This window comes from Frigidibacter sp. MR17.14 (assembly GCF_037095735.1).
Taxonomy (GTDB): domain Bacteria; phylum Pseudomonadota; class Alphaproteobacteria; order Rhodobacterales; family Rhodobacteraceae; genus Frigidibacter.
In genome coordinates this window covers 1-14,673 of record NZ_JBAWKD010000009.1, presented here as the reverse complement: position 1 = coordinate 14,673, position 14,673 = coordinate 1, and the positions used below count along the sequence as shown (strand labels likewise).

General features: G+C 65.6%; 9 protein-coding genes. 7 read left to right on the top strand and 2 right to left on the bottom strand.

From position 1 onward, the window contains the following. Window positions 1-60: 60 nt before the first annotated feature. Together rpoB and rpoC are read left to right on the top strand one after the other, a co-directional pair. On the top strand, window positions 61-4,197 hold the full coding sequence (gene rpoB, locus V8J36_RS17955) for a DNA-directed RNA polymerase subunit beta (RefSeq protein ID WP_336468692.1): 4,137 nt from the start codon (window positions 61-63) through the stop codon (window positions 4,195-4,197). Between the two features lie 82 nt (window positions 4,198-4,279). Beyond that, window positions 4,280-8,521, top strand: coding sequence for a DNA-directed RNA polymerase subunit beta' (gene rpoC, locus V8J36_RS17950; protein ID WP_336468691.1), 4,242 nt, complete (start codon window positions 4,280-4,282; stop codon window positions 8,519-8,521). A 93-nt stretch (window positions 8,522-8,614) separates the two neighbouring features. Here the strand turns inward: rpoC and V8J36_RS17945 are convergent, their stop codons facing one another. Both V8J36_RS17945 and V8J36_RS17940 read right to left on the bottom strand, forming a co-directional pair. Beyond that, the gene (locus tag V8J36_RS17945; RefSeq protein ID WP_336468690.1) at window positions 8,615-9,088 is read right to left on the bottom strand and encodes a hypothetical protein; all 474 of its coding nucleotides are present in this window, start codon (window positions 9,086-9,088) and stop codon (window positions 8,615-8,617) included. Between the two features lie 46 nt (window positions 9,089-9,134). Beyond that, window positions 9,135-10,145 carry a glycosyltransferase family 2 protein gene (locus V8J36_RS17940; RefSeq protein ID WP_336468689.1) on the bottom strand — a complete coding sequence of 337 codons (1,011 nt, stop codon included), beginning with the start codon at window positions 10,143-10,145 and terminating at the stop codon, window positions 9,135-9,137. A gap of 121 nt (window positions 10,146-10,266) precedes the next feature. Between V8J36_RS17940 and V8J36_RS17935 the strand changes: the two genes are divergently transcribed. From V8J36_RS17935 to V8J36_RS17915, 5 genes are all read left to right on the top strand, one after another. After that, the gene (locus V8J36_RS17935; protein WP_336468688.1) at window positions 10,267-11,295 is read left to right on the top strand and encodes a DMT family transporter; all 1,029 of its coding nucleotides are present in this window, start codon (window positions 10,267-10,269) and stop codon (window positions 11,293-11,295) included. 181 nt (window positions 11,296-11,476) lie between these two features. Beyond that, window positions 11,477-11,848 (top strand): 30S ribosomal protein S12, encoded by a 372-nt coding sequence (rpsL, locus tag V8J36_RS17930; protein ID WP_010399029.1) that lies wholly within the window; start codon window positions 11,477-11,479, stop codon window positions 11,846-11,848. An 11-nt stretch (window positions 11,849-11,859) separates the two neighbouring features. After that, a complete protein-coding gene (gene rpsG, locus V8J36_RS17925) occupies window positions 11,860-12,330 on the top strand; it encodes a 30S ribosomal protein S7 (protein ID WP_336460462.1) in 471 nt (156 codons plus the stop codon). A gap of 24 nt (window positions 12,331-12,354) precedes the next feature. Further along, window positions 12,355-14,478 carry an elongation factor G gene (fusA, locus tag V8J36_RS17920; protein ID WP_336468687.1) on the top strand — a complete coding sequence of 708 codons (2,124 nt, stop codon included), beginning with the start codon at window positions 12,355-12,357 and terminating at the stop codon, window positions 14,476-14,478. Window positions 14,479-14,566: 88 nt separating this feature from the next. After that, window positions 14,567-14,673, top strand: a 107-nt coding sequence (locus V8J36_RS17915; RefSeq protein WP_318339134.1) for a GTP-binding protein, incomplete at its 3' end; no start/stop codon positions are given.

The window sequence follows — 14,673 nt, the reverse complement described above, 5'->3', positions numbered from 1 at the left end:
GACAGGACCGTGGCCCCGACGGACTGGCGCGACAGAGAATGACGAAAGGTGACGACGAGCATGGCTCAGAGCTACGTTGGCCAAAAGCGCATCCGCAGGTATTTCGGCAAGATCCGGGAAGTCCTGGACATGCCGAACCTCATCGAGGTCCAGAAGTCGTCCTACGACCTGTTCCTGAAGTCCGGTGACGGCCCGATCGCCGCCGATGGCGAAGGCATCAAGGGCGTCTTCCAGTCGGTCTTCCCGATCAAGGACTTCAACGAGAACGCGATCCTCGAATTCGTGAAATACGAGCTCGAGAAGCCGAAATACGACGTGGAAGAGTGCCAGGCCCGCGACATGACCTACAGCGCCCCGCTGAAGGTCACGCTCCGCCTGATCGTCTTCGATATCGACGAGGACACCGGGGCCAAGTCGGTCAAGGACATCAAGGAACAGGACGTCTACATGGGCGACATGCCCCTGATGACGCACAACGGTACGTTCATCGTGAACGGCACCGAACGGGTCATCGTGAGCCAGATGCACCGTTCGCCGGGCGTGTTCTTCGACCACGACAAGGGCAAGACCCACTCGTCGGGCAAGCTGCTGTTCGCCTGCCGCATCATTCCCTACCGCGGCTCGTGGCTGGACTTCGAGTTCGACGCCAAGGACATCGTCTTCGCGCGGATCGACCGCCGCCGGAAGCTGCCGGTCACGACCCTGCTCTACGCGCTGGGCCTGGACCAGGAAGGCATCATGGATGCCTACTACAAGACCGTGTCCTTCAAATACATGAAGAACCGCGGCTGGGTGACCAAGTTCTTCCCCGAGCGCGTGCGTGGCACCCGCCCGACCTATGACCTCGTGGATGCCGCCACCGGCGAGATCATCTGCAAGGCCGGCGACAAGATGACGCCGCGCATGGTCAAGAAGCTGATCGACGAGGCCAAGGTCACCGAACTGCTGGTGCCCTTCGAGCACATCCTCGGCCGCTATGTCGCCAAGGACATCATCAACGAGGACACCGGCGCGATCTATGTCGAGGCCGGCGACGAGCTGACCGCGACCTACGACCGCGACGGCGAGATGAACGGCGGCACCGTCAAGGTCCTGCTGGACAACGGCGTGACCGACATCCCGGTGCTCGACATCGACAACGTCAACGTCGGTCCCTACATCCGCAACACGATGGCCGCGGACAAGAACATGGGCCGCGACGGCGCGCTCATGGACATCTACCGCGTCATGCGCCCGGGCGAGCCGCCGACCGTCGAAGCCGCGACCACGCTGTTCAACTCGCTGTTCTTCGACAGCGAGCGCTATGACCTGTCCGCCGTGGGCCGGGTCAAGATGAACATGCGCCTTGACCTCGACGCGCCAGACACCCAGCGCACCCTGCGTCACGCCGACATCATCAGCTGCATCAAGGCGCTGGTCGAACTGCGCGACGGCAAGGGCGAGATCGACGACATCGACCACCTCGGCAACCGCCGGGTGCGCTCGGTCGGCGAGCTGATGGAGAACCAGTACCGCGTCGGCCTGCTCCGCATGGAGCGCGCGATCAAGGAACGCATGTCCTCGGTCGAGATCGACACGGTCATGCCGCAGGATCTGATCAACGCGAAACCGGCCGCCGCTGCCGTTCGTGAATTCTTCGGCTCGTCGCAGCTGTCGCAGTTCATGGACCAGACCAACCCGCTGTCGGAAGTGACCCACAAGCGCCGTCTCTCGGCGCTTGGCCCGGGCGGTCTGACCCGCGAGCGTGCGGGCTTCGAGGTTCGCGACGTCCACCCGACCCACTACGGCCGGATGTGCCCGATCGAAACGCCGGAAGGCCCGAACATCGGTCTGATCAACTCGCTGGCAACCTTCGCCCGCGTGAACAAGTACGGCTTCATCGAGACCCCCTACCGGAAGGTCATCGACGGCAAGGTCACCGACGACGTGCAATACATGTCGGCGACCGAAGAGATGCGCCACACGGTCGCCCAGGCGAACGCGACGCTCGACGCCGAAGGCCGCTTCACCAGCGACCTGATCTCGTCGCGCCAGGCTGGCGAATTCATGCTGAACCCGCCGGACGCGGTCGACCTGATCGACGTCTCGCCGAAGCAGCTGGTGTCGGTCGCGGCCTCGCTCATTCCGTTCCTGGAAAACGACGACGCCAACCGCGCGCTGATGGGCTCGAACATGCAGCGTCAGGCGGTTCCGCTGCTGCAGGCCGACGCGCCCTATGTCGGAACCGGAATCGAGGCGATCGTCGCCCGTGACTCGGGTGCGGCGATCATGGCGCGCCGTGGCGGCATCATCGACCAGGTGGACGCCACCCGGATCGTTATCCGCGCGACCGAAGACCTGGAAATCGGCGATGCCGGCGTGGACATCTACCGTCTGCGCAAGTTCCAGCGCTCGAACCAGAACACCTGCATCAACCAGAAGCCTCTGGTGAAGGTGGGTGACAAGATCGGCAAGGGCGAGGTGATCGCCGACGGTCCGTCGACCGACATGGGGGAACTGGCGCTCGGCAAGAACGTCTGCGTCGCCTTCATGCCGTGGAACGGCTACAACTACGAGGACTCGATCCTGATCTCGGAACGCATCGTCAAGGACGACGTGTTCACCTCGATCCACATCGAGGAATACGAGGTCTCGGCCCGCGACACCAAGCTGGGTCCGGAAGAGATCACCCGCGACATCCCGAACGTCGGCGAGGAAGCCCTGCGCAACCTCGACGAGGCCGGCATCGTCTACATCGGTGCGGAAGTGGGTCCGGGCGACATCCTCGTCGGCAAGATCACCCCGAAGGGCGAAAGCCCGATGACGCCGGAAGAAAAGCTTCTGCGCGCCATCTTCGGTGAAAAGGCCTCGGACGTGCGCGACACCTCGCTGCGTCTGCCCCCGGGCGACTACGGCACGGTCGTGGAAGTGCGGGTCTTCAACCGTCACGGCGTCGACAAGGACGAGCGTGCGCTGCAGATCGAGCGCGAGGAAGTCGAACGTCTGGCCCGTGACCGGGACGACGAGCTGACGATCCTCGAGCGCAACATCTACGCGCGTCTGAAGGGCATGATCCTCGGCAAGACCGCGGTGAAGGGTCCCAAGGGCATCAAGGCCGGCACCGAGATCACCGAAGAGCTGCTGGAGACGCTGTCGCGTGGCCAGTGGTGGCAGCTGGCGCTTGGCGAAGAGCTGGACGCGCAGCAGGTCGAGGCCCTGAACGGCCAGTTCGAGGTGCAGAAGCGCGCCCTCGATCACCGGTTCGAGGACAAGGTCGAGAAGGTCCGCCGCGGCGACGATCTGCCTCCGGGCGTGATGAAGTCGGTCAAGGTGTTCGTCGCGGTGAAGCGCAAGCTGCAGCCGGGCGACAAGATGGCCGGCCGTCACGGCAACAAGGGCGTCGTCTCGCGCGTGGTCCCCGTGGAAGACATGCCGTTCCTCGCGGACGGCACCACGGTCGACATGTGCCTCAACCCGCTGGGCGTGCCGTCGCGGATGAACGTCGGCCAGATCCTCGAGACCCACATGGGCTGGGCCGCGCGCGGCCTTGGCATCAAGATCGACGAGGCCCTCGAAGGCTACAAGCGCAACGGCGACATGACCCCGGTCAAGGAAGCCCTGCGCCACGGCTATGGCGAGGACGTCTATCAGGAAGCCTTCGCCGAGATGGGTGACGACGACATGCTCGAGCGCGCGGCGGCCGTGCGCAAGGGCGTGCCGATCGCGACCCCGGTCTTCGACGGCGCCAAGGAGCCCGACGTGAACGACGCGCTGCGCCGCGCCGGCTTCGACGAGAGCGGCCAGTCCGTTCTGTTCGACGGCCGCACCGGCGAGCAGTTCGCGCGGAAGGTGACGGTGGGGATGAAGTACCTGCTGAAGCTGCACCACCTTGTCGACGACAAGATCCACGCGCGTTCGACGGGCCCGTACAGCCTCGTCACCCAGCAGCCGCTGGGCGGCAAGGCGCAGTTCGGCGGTCAGCGCTTCGGGGAGATGGAGGTCTGGGCTCTGGAAGCCTACGGCGCCGCCTACACCCTGCAGGAGATGCTGACGGTGAAGTCGGACGACGTGGCCGGCCGGACCAAGGTCTACGAGTCGATCGTGAAGGGCGAGGACAACTTCGAAGCCGGCGTGCCGGAATCGTTCAACGTTCTCGTCAAGGAAGTTCGGGGCCTCGGCCTCAACATGGAACTCCTGGATGCGGAGGGCGAGGAATAAGGCAACCCGCCCGGCCGGACCCTTCGGGGTCCGGCGGCCCGTTGCCCCTCGCCCCCTGCCAATTTCTGATTAGGAAGCTCCTATGAACCAGGAACTCACCACCAACCCGTTCAACCCGCTGGCGGCGCCGAAGCAGTTCGACGAGATCAAGATCTCGCTCGCTTCGCCCGAGCGGATCCTGTCGTGGTCCTACGGCGAGATCAAAAAGCCCGAGACGATCAACTACCGGACCTTCAAGCCCGAGCGCGACGGCCTGTTCTGCGCCCGGATCTTCGGCCCGATCAAGGACTACGAGTGCCTCTGCGGCAAGTACAAGCGCATGAAGTATCGCGGCGTCGTCTGCGAGAAATGCGGCGTGGAAGTCACGCTGCAGAAGGTGCGCCGCGAACGCATGGGCCATATCGAGCTGGCCGCGCCGGTCGCGCACATCTGGTTCCTGAAGTCGCTGCCGAGCCGCATCGGCCTGATGCTCGACATGACGCTGCGCGATCTTGAGCGCATCCTATACTTCGAACACTACGTCGTCATCGAGCCGGGCCTGACCGACCTCACCTACGGCCAGCTTCTGACCGAGGAAGAATTCCTCGACGCGCAGGACCAGTACGGCGCCGACGCCTTCACCGCCAACATCGGCGCGGAAGCGATCCGCGAGATGCTGGCCGGCATCGACCTGGAAGCCACAGCCGAACAGCTCCGCGAGGATCTGAAGGAGGCCACGGGCGAGCTGAAGCCGAAGAAGATCATCAAGCGTCTGAAGATCGTCGAGTCGTTCCTCGAGTCGGGCAACCGGCCCGAGTGGATGGTGCTGACCGTGATCCCGGTCATCCCGCCGGAACTGCGCCCGCTGGTCCCGCTGGACGGCGGCCGCTTCGCCACGTCCGACCTGAACGACCTCTATCGTCGCGTCATCAACCGCAACAACCGCCTGAAGCGCCTGATCGAGCTTCGCGCGCCCGACATCATCGTGCGCAACGAAAAGCGGATGCTGCAGGAATCGGTCGACGCGCTCTTCGACAACGGCCGTCGCGGCCGCGTCATCACCGGCGCCAACAAGCGTCCGCTGAAGTCGCTGTCGGACATGCTCAAGGGCAAACAGGGCCGCTTCCGTCAGAACCTTCTGGGCAAGCGCGTCGACTTCTCGGGCCGTTCGGTCATCGTGACCGGGCCCGAGCTGAAGCTGCACCAGTGCGGCCTGCCGAAGAAGATGGCGCTCGAGCTGTTCAAGCCCTTCATCTACTCGCGTCTCGAGGCCAAAGGGCTTTCGAGCACCGTGAAGCAGGCGAAGAAGCTGGTCGAGAAAGAGCGCCCCGAGGTCTGGGACATCCTGGATGAGGTCATCCGCGAACACCCGGTCCTGCTGAACCGCGCGCCGACGCTGCACCGTCTGGGCATCCAGGCCTTCGAGCCGACGCTGATCGAAGGCAAGGCGATCCAGCTGCACCCGCTGGTCTGCTCGGCCTTCAACGCCGACTTCGACGGCGACCAGATGGCCGTGCACGTCCCGCTGTCGCTGGAAGCGCAGCTGGAAGCCCGCGTCCTGATGATGTCGACGAACAACGTTCTGTCGCCCGCCAACGGCGCGCCGATCATCGTTCCGTCGCAGGACATGGTTCTGGGCCTCTACTACACCTCGATGCAACGCGAGGGCATGGTCGGCGAAGGCATGGCCTTCGGCTCGGTCGAGGAAGTGGAACACGCGCTGAACGCCGGCGCCGTGCATCTGCATGCCAAGATCACCTGCCGCGTGAAGCAGATCGACGGCGAGGGCAACGAGGTGGTGATCCGCTTCGACACCACGCCGGGCCGGGTCCGTCTGGGCGCGCTGCTGCCGCTGAACGCGAAAGCTCCGTTCGAGCTGGTGAACCGTCTTCTGCGGAAGAAGGACGTGCAGAACGTCATCGACACCGTCTACCGCTACTGCGGCCAGAAGGAGTCGGTCATCTTCTGCGACCAGATCATGGCTCTGGGCTTCCGCGAAGCCTTCAAGGCCGGGATCTCGTTCGGCAAGGACGACATGGTCATTCCGGACACCAAGTGGACGATCGTCAACGACGTCCGCGACCAGGTGAAGGAATTCGAACAGCAGTACATGGACGGCCTGATCACCCAGGGCGAAAAGTACAACAAGGTCGTCGACGCCTGGTCGAAATGCTCGGACGCGGTCGCGGCCGAGATGATGAAGGAGATCTCGGCGGTCCGTAAGGACGATGCCGGGGCCGAGCTCGAGCCGAACTCGGTCTACATGATGTCCCACTCGGGGGCGCGGGGTTCGCCGGCGCAGATGAAGCAGCTGGGCGGGATGCGCGGCCTCATGGCCAAGCCGTCGGGCGAGATCATCGAGACGCCGATCATCTCGAACTTCAAGGAAGGCCTGACCGTTCTCGAATACTTCAACTCGACCCACGGCGCCCGGAAGGGCCTTGCGGATACCGCGCTGAAGACCGCGAACTCGGGCTACCTCACCCGTCGTCTCGTCGACGTGGCGCAGGACTGCATCATCCGCATGCACGACTGCGGCACCGAACGCGCGATCACGGCCTCGGCCGCGGTCAACGACGGTGAAGTCGTCTCGCCGCTGTCGGAACGCATCCTCGGCCGTGTCTCGGCCGATGACGTCATGGTTCCGGGCACCGACGAGGTGCTGGTGCGCAAGAACGAGCTGATCGACGAGCGCAAGGCCGATGCGGTGGAAGCCGCCGGCGTCGCGTCCGTGCGCATCCGCTCGGCGCTGACCTGCGAAGCCGAAGAGGGTGTCTGCGCCATGTGCTATGGCCGCGACCTTGCACGCGGCACGCTGGTCAACCAGGGCGAAGCGGTGGGCATCATCGCGGCGCAGTCGATCGGTGAACCGGGCACCCAGCTGACGATGCGGACCTTCCACATCGGCGGCATCGCCCAAGGTGGCCAGCAGTCGTTCCTCGAAGCCTCGCAAGAGGGCAAGATCGAGTTCCGCAACCCGAACCTTCTGGAAGCCGCCAACGGCGACCAGATCGTCATGGGCCGGAACATGCAGGTCGTGATCGTCGACGAGGTCGGTCAGGAACGGGCGAGCCACAAGGTCGGCTACGGCACCAAGATCTTCGTCAAGGAAGGTCAGGCGGTCAAACGCGGCGCCAAGCTGTTCGAATGGGACCCCTACACCCTGCCGATCATCGCCGAGAAGGCCGGTGTGGCGAAGTTCGTGGACCTGATCTCGGGCATCGCCGTGCGCGACGAGACCGACGAAGCCACGGGCATGACCCAGAAGATCGTCATCGACTGGCGGACCGCGCCGAAGGGCAACGAGCTGAAGCCGGAAATCATCCTGATGGATCCGGAGTCGGGCGAACCGCTGCGCAACGATCAGGGCAACCCGATCTCCTACCCGATGTCGGTCGACGCCATTCTGTCGGTCGAGGACGGTCAGGACGTGAAGGCCGGCGACGTGGTGGCGCGTATCCCGCGCGAGGGTGCCCGGACCAAGGACATCACCGGGGGTCTTCCCCGCGTGGCGGAACTGTTCGAGGCCCGTCGTCCGAAGGACCACGCGATCATCGCCGAGCTGGACGGCTACGTGCGCTTCGGCAAGGACTACAAGAACAAGCGCCGGATCACGATCGAGCCGACGCAGGAGGGCGCCGAGCCCGTCGAGTACATGGTGCCGAAAGGCAAGCACATCCCGGTGCAGGAAGGCGACTTCGTGCAGAAGGGTGACTACATCATGGACGGCAACCCGGCCCCGCACGACATCCTGCGGATCATGGGCATCGAGGCGCTGGCCGACTACCTGATCGACGAAGTGCAGGACGTGTACCGACTGCAGGGCGTGAAGATCAACGACAAGCACATCGAGGTGATCGTGCGGCAGATGCTGCAGAAGATCGAGATCCTCGACTCGGGCGAGACCACGCTCCTCAAGGGCGAGCATATCGACAAGTCGGAATTCGACGAGGAGAATGCGAAGGTCGAAGCCCGCGGGGGCCGTCCGGCGTCGGGCGAGCCGGTGCTGCTCGGGATCACCAAGGCCTCGCTGCAGACGCGCTCGTTCATCTCGGCGGCGTCGTTCCAGGAGACGACCCGCGTGCTGACCGAGGCGTCGGTGCAGGGCAAGCGCGACAAGCTCGTCGGCCTGAAAGAGAACGTCATCGTCGGCCGCCTGATCCCGGCCGGTACCGGTGGCGCGACCAGCCGCGTTCGCAAGATCGCGACCGATCGCGACCAGCGCGTCATCGACCAGCGTCGCTCGGAAGCCGAGGCCGCTGCGGCGCTCGCGGCCCCGATCGAGGACTACGCGATGGACGAGGACGCCTTCGGCCTCGTCGAGACCCCGGAAAGCCGCGATTGAGCGGCTGACCGGACCGGTCGCTGAAACAGGATGGCCCCGCGCGACGCGCGGGGCCTTCTTCGTTCTTCCGGGCGCGCTTCTTGGGGGGCGCCGTCAGTTGTTCAGCAACGCGCTGGCCAGTCCGACGATCGCCACGATCTTCATCGTGTTGTCGTCGACCCGCACGACCTTGTCGTCGATGACCCGGTAGTGCTGGTGGGCCGGCGGCACCGGCAGGCGACCGTTCTTGGCGCGCTTCACCTCGCGACCGCCGCGGCCGTTGTCGCCGATCTTCGGCCCATGCGCGACCTCGGCCGCGCGGTCCGAGCGGTGCTCGACGCCCTTGCCGGGGGCCTTGCCGGGGGCCGTGTCCGCCCCGCGGCCGGGTGCGGTCTGCGCCGGTTTGCCGTTGCCGGGCTTGCCGTTGCCGGGCTTCTGGCAGGCCGGGTTTCGGCTGTCATGGGCGCAGTCCGGCTGACCGCCGGCGGCCAGCACCGGCGACGAGGCGACGGTGGCGAAGCCCAGCGTCAGGCCGACGGCAAGGGCACCGGCCAGCAGCCGGCGGGGATGGGAAAGCGGGGCAGTCATGGGGGAACTCCTGTAGGCGAACCGGTTCGGCCGGTCCTTGCAGGGTTCAACGGGGCGGGGCGGCATCTCCGTCGCGGTCCGCGGCCGTGGCGGCGGCGATTTCCTGCCGCCAGCGCGCGTCCTCTTCCGGGCGGCGCCCGGCGCGGGCGGCCAGCCGGGCGATGTAATCCGCACAGCACAGGTGATGCAGCGCCCGCACCCCGGGCAGCGCCATCGCCTGCGCATGCAGCGCATCGAAGCGCGCCGCATGGCGCAGGGCCGACAGGTCCTCGCCCTCGTTGCGGTTGTAGCGGGCATAGAACTTGTCGGTGTAGCGGTCCTTCAGCGCCGCCGGCGACAGCGTCCCGCGCTTCAGGGCGAAATTCTCGTCCGAGCGGATCATGTAGTGGTTGAGCTGCGCGCGGGCGAAAGCCTGCATCCCCTCGGCCGTGTGGCGCTGGTAGGGGCCGCCCTTGGTGAAGTTCGGCAGGCCCGCGCCGTCGCTGTTCACCCAGAACCGCTCGGACGGCAGGGCGTCACCCTTGTAGCCCTGCGGCCCATGCGCGTCGAGCGCCGCGAACAGCTCGGGCCGCCGGAAGATCGACTTCACCCAGGCCGAGGCCGGGTGCGAGCGCCAGGCGCAGCGGGTGAACTGGCGGTGCACCAGGCCGCTTTCGTGCTGCGCGCGCCCCGAGGTGCCGAAGACCCGCCAGTTGACCGCCATGCCCAGGAAGGGCGCGTCGGCGGGCAGCAGGTCGGTGATCCGCCCCTCGCCCTCGTGGATCACCAGGAACTCGTCGCAGTCGCAGACGAAGATCCAGTCCGCCCCCGTCACCAGCGGATGGCGCGCGGCACGGCGCAGCTTGGCGCGCAGCGGGATCGCGTCGGGCGGCAGCACATGCGGCAGATGCGTGACCCATCCCGCGGCGGCCAGCGCGTCGAGCAGTGCGGGCGAGCGGTCGGTGCAGTCGTTGGTGACGATCAGGATGTCGGTGAAGCCCAGCATCCGGTACCAGGTCACCCATTCGACGATGAAGGCGCCCTCGTTCATCATCGAGGCCAGGACGAGGGTTTTCACGGGCGGTCATCTCGGGCTGGCGGCGGTCTGCGCGACCCTAGCCGCGGAACGTCGCGGCGGGCAAGCCATCCGCCGAAAGGCTGAACTGGTGGTCGCATCGCGCCGCTGCTACCACGGGGCCATGACACGCGCGTCCCAGAACGGCCGGGGGATCCTCCTGATGCTGGCGGCGATGGCCTTCTTCGGGGCCAATGACGCGGTGGTGAAACTCGTGACCGAGCGGGTGCCGCTGTTCCAGGCGCTGGCGATCCGCGGTTGCTTCCTGTTCCTTCTCCTGGGCGCGATCGCGCTCTGGCGCGGGGGCATCCCGTTGCGGGTGGCGCGCGGCGACCGGCGGGTGCTGGTGCTGCGCAGCCTGGGCGAGGTTCTGGCGACGCTGCTGTTCCTGTCGGCCCTGGTGCGGATGCCTTTCGCCAATGTGGTGGCGATCATGCAGTCGCTGCCGATCACCATGACGCTGCTCGGGGCCTGGATCTTCGGCGAGTCGATCGGCTGGCGCCGCGGGCTGGCCAGCGGGGTGGGCTTCCTCGGTGTGATGCTGATCGTGCAGCCGGGGGCCGAGGGCTTCAGCGTCTGGTCGCTGGTCACCGTGGGGGCGATGCTGGCGGTGGCGCTGCGCGACCTGTCGAGCCGCGCCCTGTCAGAGGCCACGATCGGGCTGACCATCACCTTCTGGTCCGCGGTCTCGGTGATGGGGCTGGCGCTTGGCGGGATGGCCTTTGAGGGGACGGTGCCGGTCTCGGCCGGGCAGGTGGCGGCGCTCGCGGCCTCGGCGGTGTTCATCATGCTGGCCTTCCAGCTGGTCATCGCCGCCTCGCGCTGCGGCGAGATCGCGGTGGTCGCGCCGTTCCGCTACAGCGCGATGCTCTGGGGGCTGCTGCTGGGCTGGTCTGTCTTCGGCCAGCTTCCGAACGCGCTGACCCTTGCCGGGGCGGGGGTGGTGGTGGGCTCGGGCCTGTTCATGCTCTGGCGCGAACGCGCGCTGGCGGCGCGCGCGGAACGCCTGTCCGGGCTGCCCCCGGCACCGGCGGGGCAGGGGGGTGCTGTTGACAACCCCCCCGACTCCTCCTATACGGCGCCCACTCGTGGGACAGGGGTAACTCTGTCCGCGGGAATCGCTGCGGGCTCGTCCCGCCGATCTCAGATTTAGAAGTGGTCAAGATCCGGGCCTCAAAACCCCGATCCTCTGAAATTCCACCGCGTCGTCCCCGCGAAGGGGGCGGATGCGGTTTTGGTGTTTTGCGGACGCGCAAGGCGCATCGACATTACCTGCCCCCGGAAGCCGCGCGGACGCTCGCGGATGAACGGGCCGCAACGAGAAGGCGAGCTTTATGCCGACGATCCAGCAGCTGATCCGCAAACCGCGGCAGCCCAAGGTGCAGCGCTCCAAGTCGCAGCACCTTCAATCCTGCCCGCAGAAACGCGGCGTGTGCACCCGTGTGTACACCACGACCCCGAAGAAGCCGAACTCCGCTATGCGGAAGGTCGCCAAGGTCCGCCTGACCAACGGCTTCGAAGTCATCAGCTACATCCCCGGCGAAAAGCACAACCTTCAGGAACACTCGGTGGTCCTGATCCGTGGCGGCCGCGTGAAAGACCTTCCCGGTGTCCGTTACCACATCCTGCGCGGTGTGCTGGATACCCAGGGCGTCAAAGATCGTCGTCAACGCCGTTCGAAATACGGCGCGAAGCGTCCGAAGTGAGGAACTGAGAAATGTCGCGTCGTCACGCAGCAGAAAAACGCGAAGTCCTGCCGGATGCCAAGTTCGGCGATCGCGTCGTCACCAAGTTCATGAACAACCTCATGGTCGACGGCAAGAAGTCCGTCGCCGAGACCATCGTGTACTCGGCCTTCGACCGCGTTCAGTCGCGCCTCAAGCGCGAACCGATCGAGGTGTTCCACGAAGCCCTCGACAACGTGAAGCCCTCGGTCGAGGTGCGCTCGCGCCGGGTCGGCGGCGCCACCTACCAGGTGCCGGTCGAGGTTCGCATGGAGCGCCGTGAGGCGCTTGCGATCCGCTGGCTGATCACCGCCGCCAAGAACCGCAACGAGAACACGATGGAAGAGCGCCTCGCCGGCGAGCTTCTGGACGCCGTGAACTCGCGCGGTTCGGCCGTGAAGAAGCGCGAAGACACCCACAAGATGGCCGACGCGAACAAAGCGTTCAGCCATTACCGCTGGTAACCTTTCAGCCTGAGGACCCTCCCAATGGCACGCGACTACCCCCTGCAGCGTTACCGCAACTTCGGGATCATGGCCCACATCGACGCGGGCAAGACCACGACGACCGAGCGGATCCTGTATTACACCGGCAAGTCCCATAAGATCGGCGAAGTCCACGACGGCGCCGCGACCATGGACTGGATGGAGCAGGAGCAGGAGCGTGGCATCACGATCACCTCCGCTGCCACCACCACCTTCTGGCAGCGCCAGGAGGATCCGACGGCTGAAGGCACTTCGGACACCAAGTTCCGCTTCAACATCATCGACACCCCCGGACACGTGGACTTCACCATCGAAGTCGAACGTTCGCTGGCGGTGCTCGATGGTGCGGTCTGCCTTCTCGACGCCAACGCCGGCGTCGAGCCCCAGACCGAAACCGTGTGGCGTCAGGCTGACCGCTACAAGGTTCCGCGGATCGTGTTCGTCAACAAGATGGACAAGATCGGCGCCGACTTCTTCAAGTGCGTCAAGATGATCAAGGACCGCACCGGTGCGACCCCGTGCCCGATCGCCCTGCCGATCGGCGCCGAGGACAAGCTGGAAGGCATCATCGACCTCGTGAAGATGGAAGAGTGGGTGTACGAGGGCGAAGACCTCGGCGCCTCCTGGAAGCGCCAGCCGATCCGCGAAGCCCTCAAGGCGGAAGCCGACGAGTGGCGCGCGAACATGATCGAGATCGCCGTCGAGATGGACGACGACGCGATGGAGCAGTACCTCGAGGGCAACGAGCCCGACGAGGCGACCCTCCGCTCGCTGCTCCGCAAGGGCACCCTCTCGATGACCTTCGTTCCGGTCCTCGCCGGTTCGGCCTTCAAGAACAAGGGCGTGCAGCCGCTGCTGAACGCCGTCATCGACTACCTGCCCTCGCCGCTCGACGTGCCCGCCTACATGGGCTTCGCCCCGGGCGACGAGTCGGAAGAGCGCAACATCGCCCGTTCGGCCGATGACAACCAGCCCTTCGCGGGCCTGGCCTTCAAGATCATGAACGACCCCTTCGTGGGCTCGCTCACCTTCACCCGGATCTACTCGGGCATGCTCAAGAAGGGCGACCAGCTCACCAACTCGACCAAGGGTCGGAAAGAGCGCGTCGGCCGGATGATGATGATGCACGCCATCAACCGGGAAGAGATCGAGGAAGCCTTCGCGGGCGACATCATCGCGCTGGCCGGTCTGAAAGAGACCACCACCGGTGACACGCTCTGCGATCCGGCGAATGCCGTGGTTCTCGAAACCATGACCTTCCCGGAACCGGTGATCGAGATCGCCGTCGAGCCGAAGTCGAAGGCCGACCAGGAGAAGATGGGCCTCGCCCTGGCGCGCCTGGCTGCCGAAGACCCGTCGTTCCGCGTCGAGACCGACCTCGAGTCGGGCCAGACCATCATGAAGGGCATGGGCGAACTTCACCTCGACATCCTCGTCGACCGCATGCGTCGCGAGTTCAAGGTCGAGGCGAACATCGGTGCCCCGCAGGTGGCCTACCGCGAGACGATCTCGCGCGCCGCGGAAATCGACTACACGCACAAGAAGCAGACCGGTGGTACCGGCCAGTTCGCGCGCGTGAAGCTGATGATCGACCCGACCGAACCGGGCGAGGGCTACTCGTTCGAATCCAAGGTCGTCGGCGGCTCGGTGCCGAAGGAATACATCCCCGGCGTCGAGAAGGGCATCAAGTCGGTCATGGACTCGGGTCCGCTGGCAGGCTTCCCGGTCATCGACTTCAAGGTCGCGCTGATCGACGGTGCGTTCCACGACGTCGACTCGAGCGTTCTCGCCTTCGAGATCGCCTCGCGCGCCGCGATGCGTGAAGGCCTGAAGAAGGCCGGCGCGAAGCTGCTCGAGCCGATCATGAAAGTGGAAGTCGTCACTCCCGAGGAATACACCGGTTCGATCATCGGTGACCTGACCTCGCGGCGCGGCATGGTGACCGGCCAGGAAGCCCGCGGCAACGCCAACGCGATCAACGCGATGGTGCCGCTGGCCAACATGTTCGGCTACATCAACAACCTGCGTTCGATGTCCTCGGGCCGGGCGGTGTTCACGATGCTCTTCGACCACTACGATCCGGTCCCGCAGAACATCTCGGACGAGATCCAGAAGAAATACGCCTAAGCGTTGTGCGCCCCGAATAGGGGCGCACTTGCCGCATTCGGGCCCTCCCCCTGGGCGGAGCGGTCCACGACAGATACAGGAGGCTTTCATGGCGAAGGCAAAGTTCGAACGCACGAAACCGCACGTCAACATCGGCACCATCGGCCACGTTGACCACGGCAAGACCACGCTGACCGCGGCGATCACCAAGTACTT

Bases quoted from the DNA above. Each gene is read 5' to 3' on its own strand.
- V8J36_RS17935 (WP_336468688.1), top strand. From the start codon at position 10,267: ATGACACGCGCGTCCCAGAACGGCCGGGGGATCCTCCTGATGCTGGCG.
- rpoC (WP_336468691.1), top strand. From the start codon at position 4,280: ATGAACCAGGAACTCACCACCAACCCGTTCAACCCGCTGGCGGCGCCG.
- V8J36_RS17945 (WP_336468690.1), bottom strand. From the start codon at position 9,088: ATGACTGCCCCGCTTTCCCATCCCCGCCGGCTGCTGGCCGGTGCCCTT.
- fusA (WP_336468687.1), top strand. From the start codon at position 12,355: ATGGCACGCGACTACCCCCTGCAGCGTTACCGCAACTTCGGGATCATG.
- rpsG (WP_336460462.1), top strand. From the start codon at position 11,860: ATGTCGCGTCGTCACGCAGCAGAAAAACGCGAAGTCCTGCCGGATGCC.
- rpsL (WP_010399029.1), top strand. From the start codon at position 11,477: ATGCCGACGATCCAGCAGCTGATCCGCAAACCGCGGCAGCCCAAGGTG.
- rpoB (WP_336468692.1), top strand. From the start codon at position 61: ATGGCTCAGAGCTACGTTGGCCAAAAGCGCATCCGCAGGTATTTCGGC.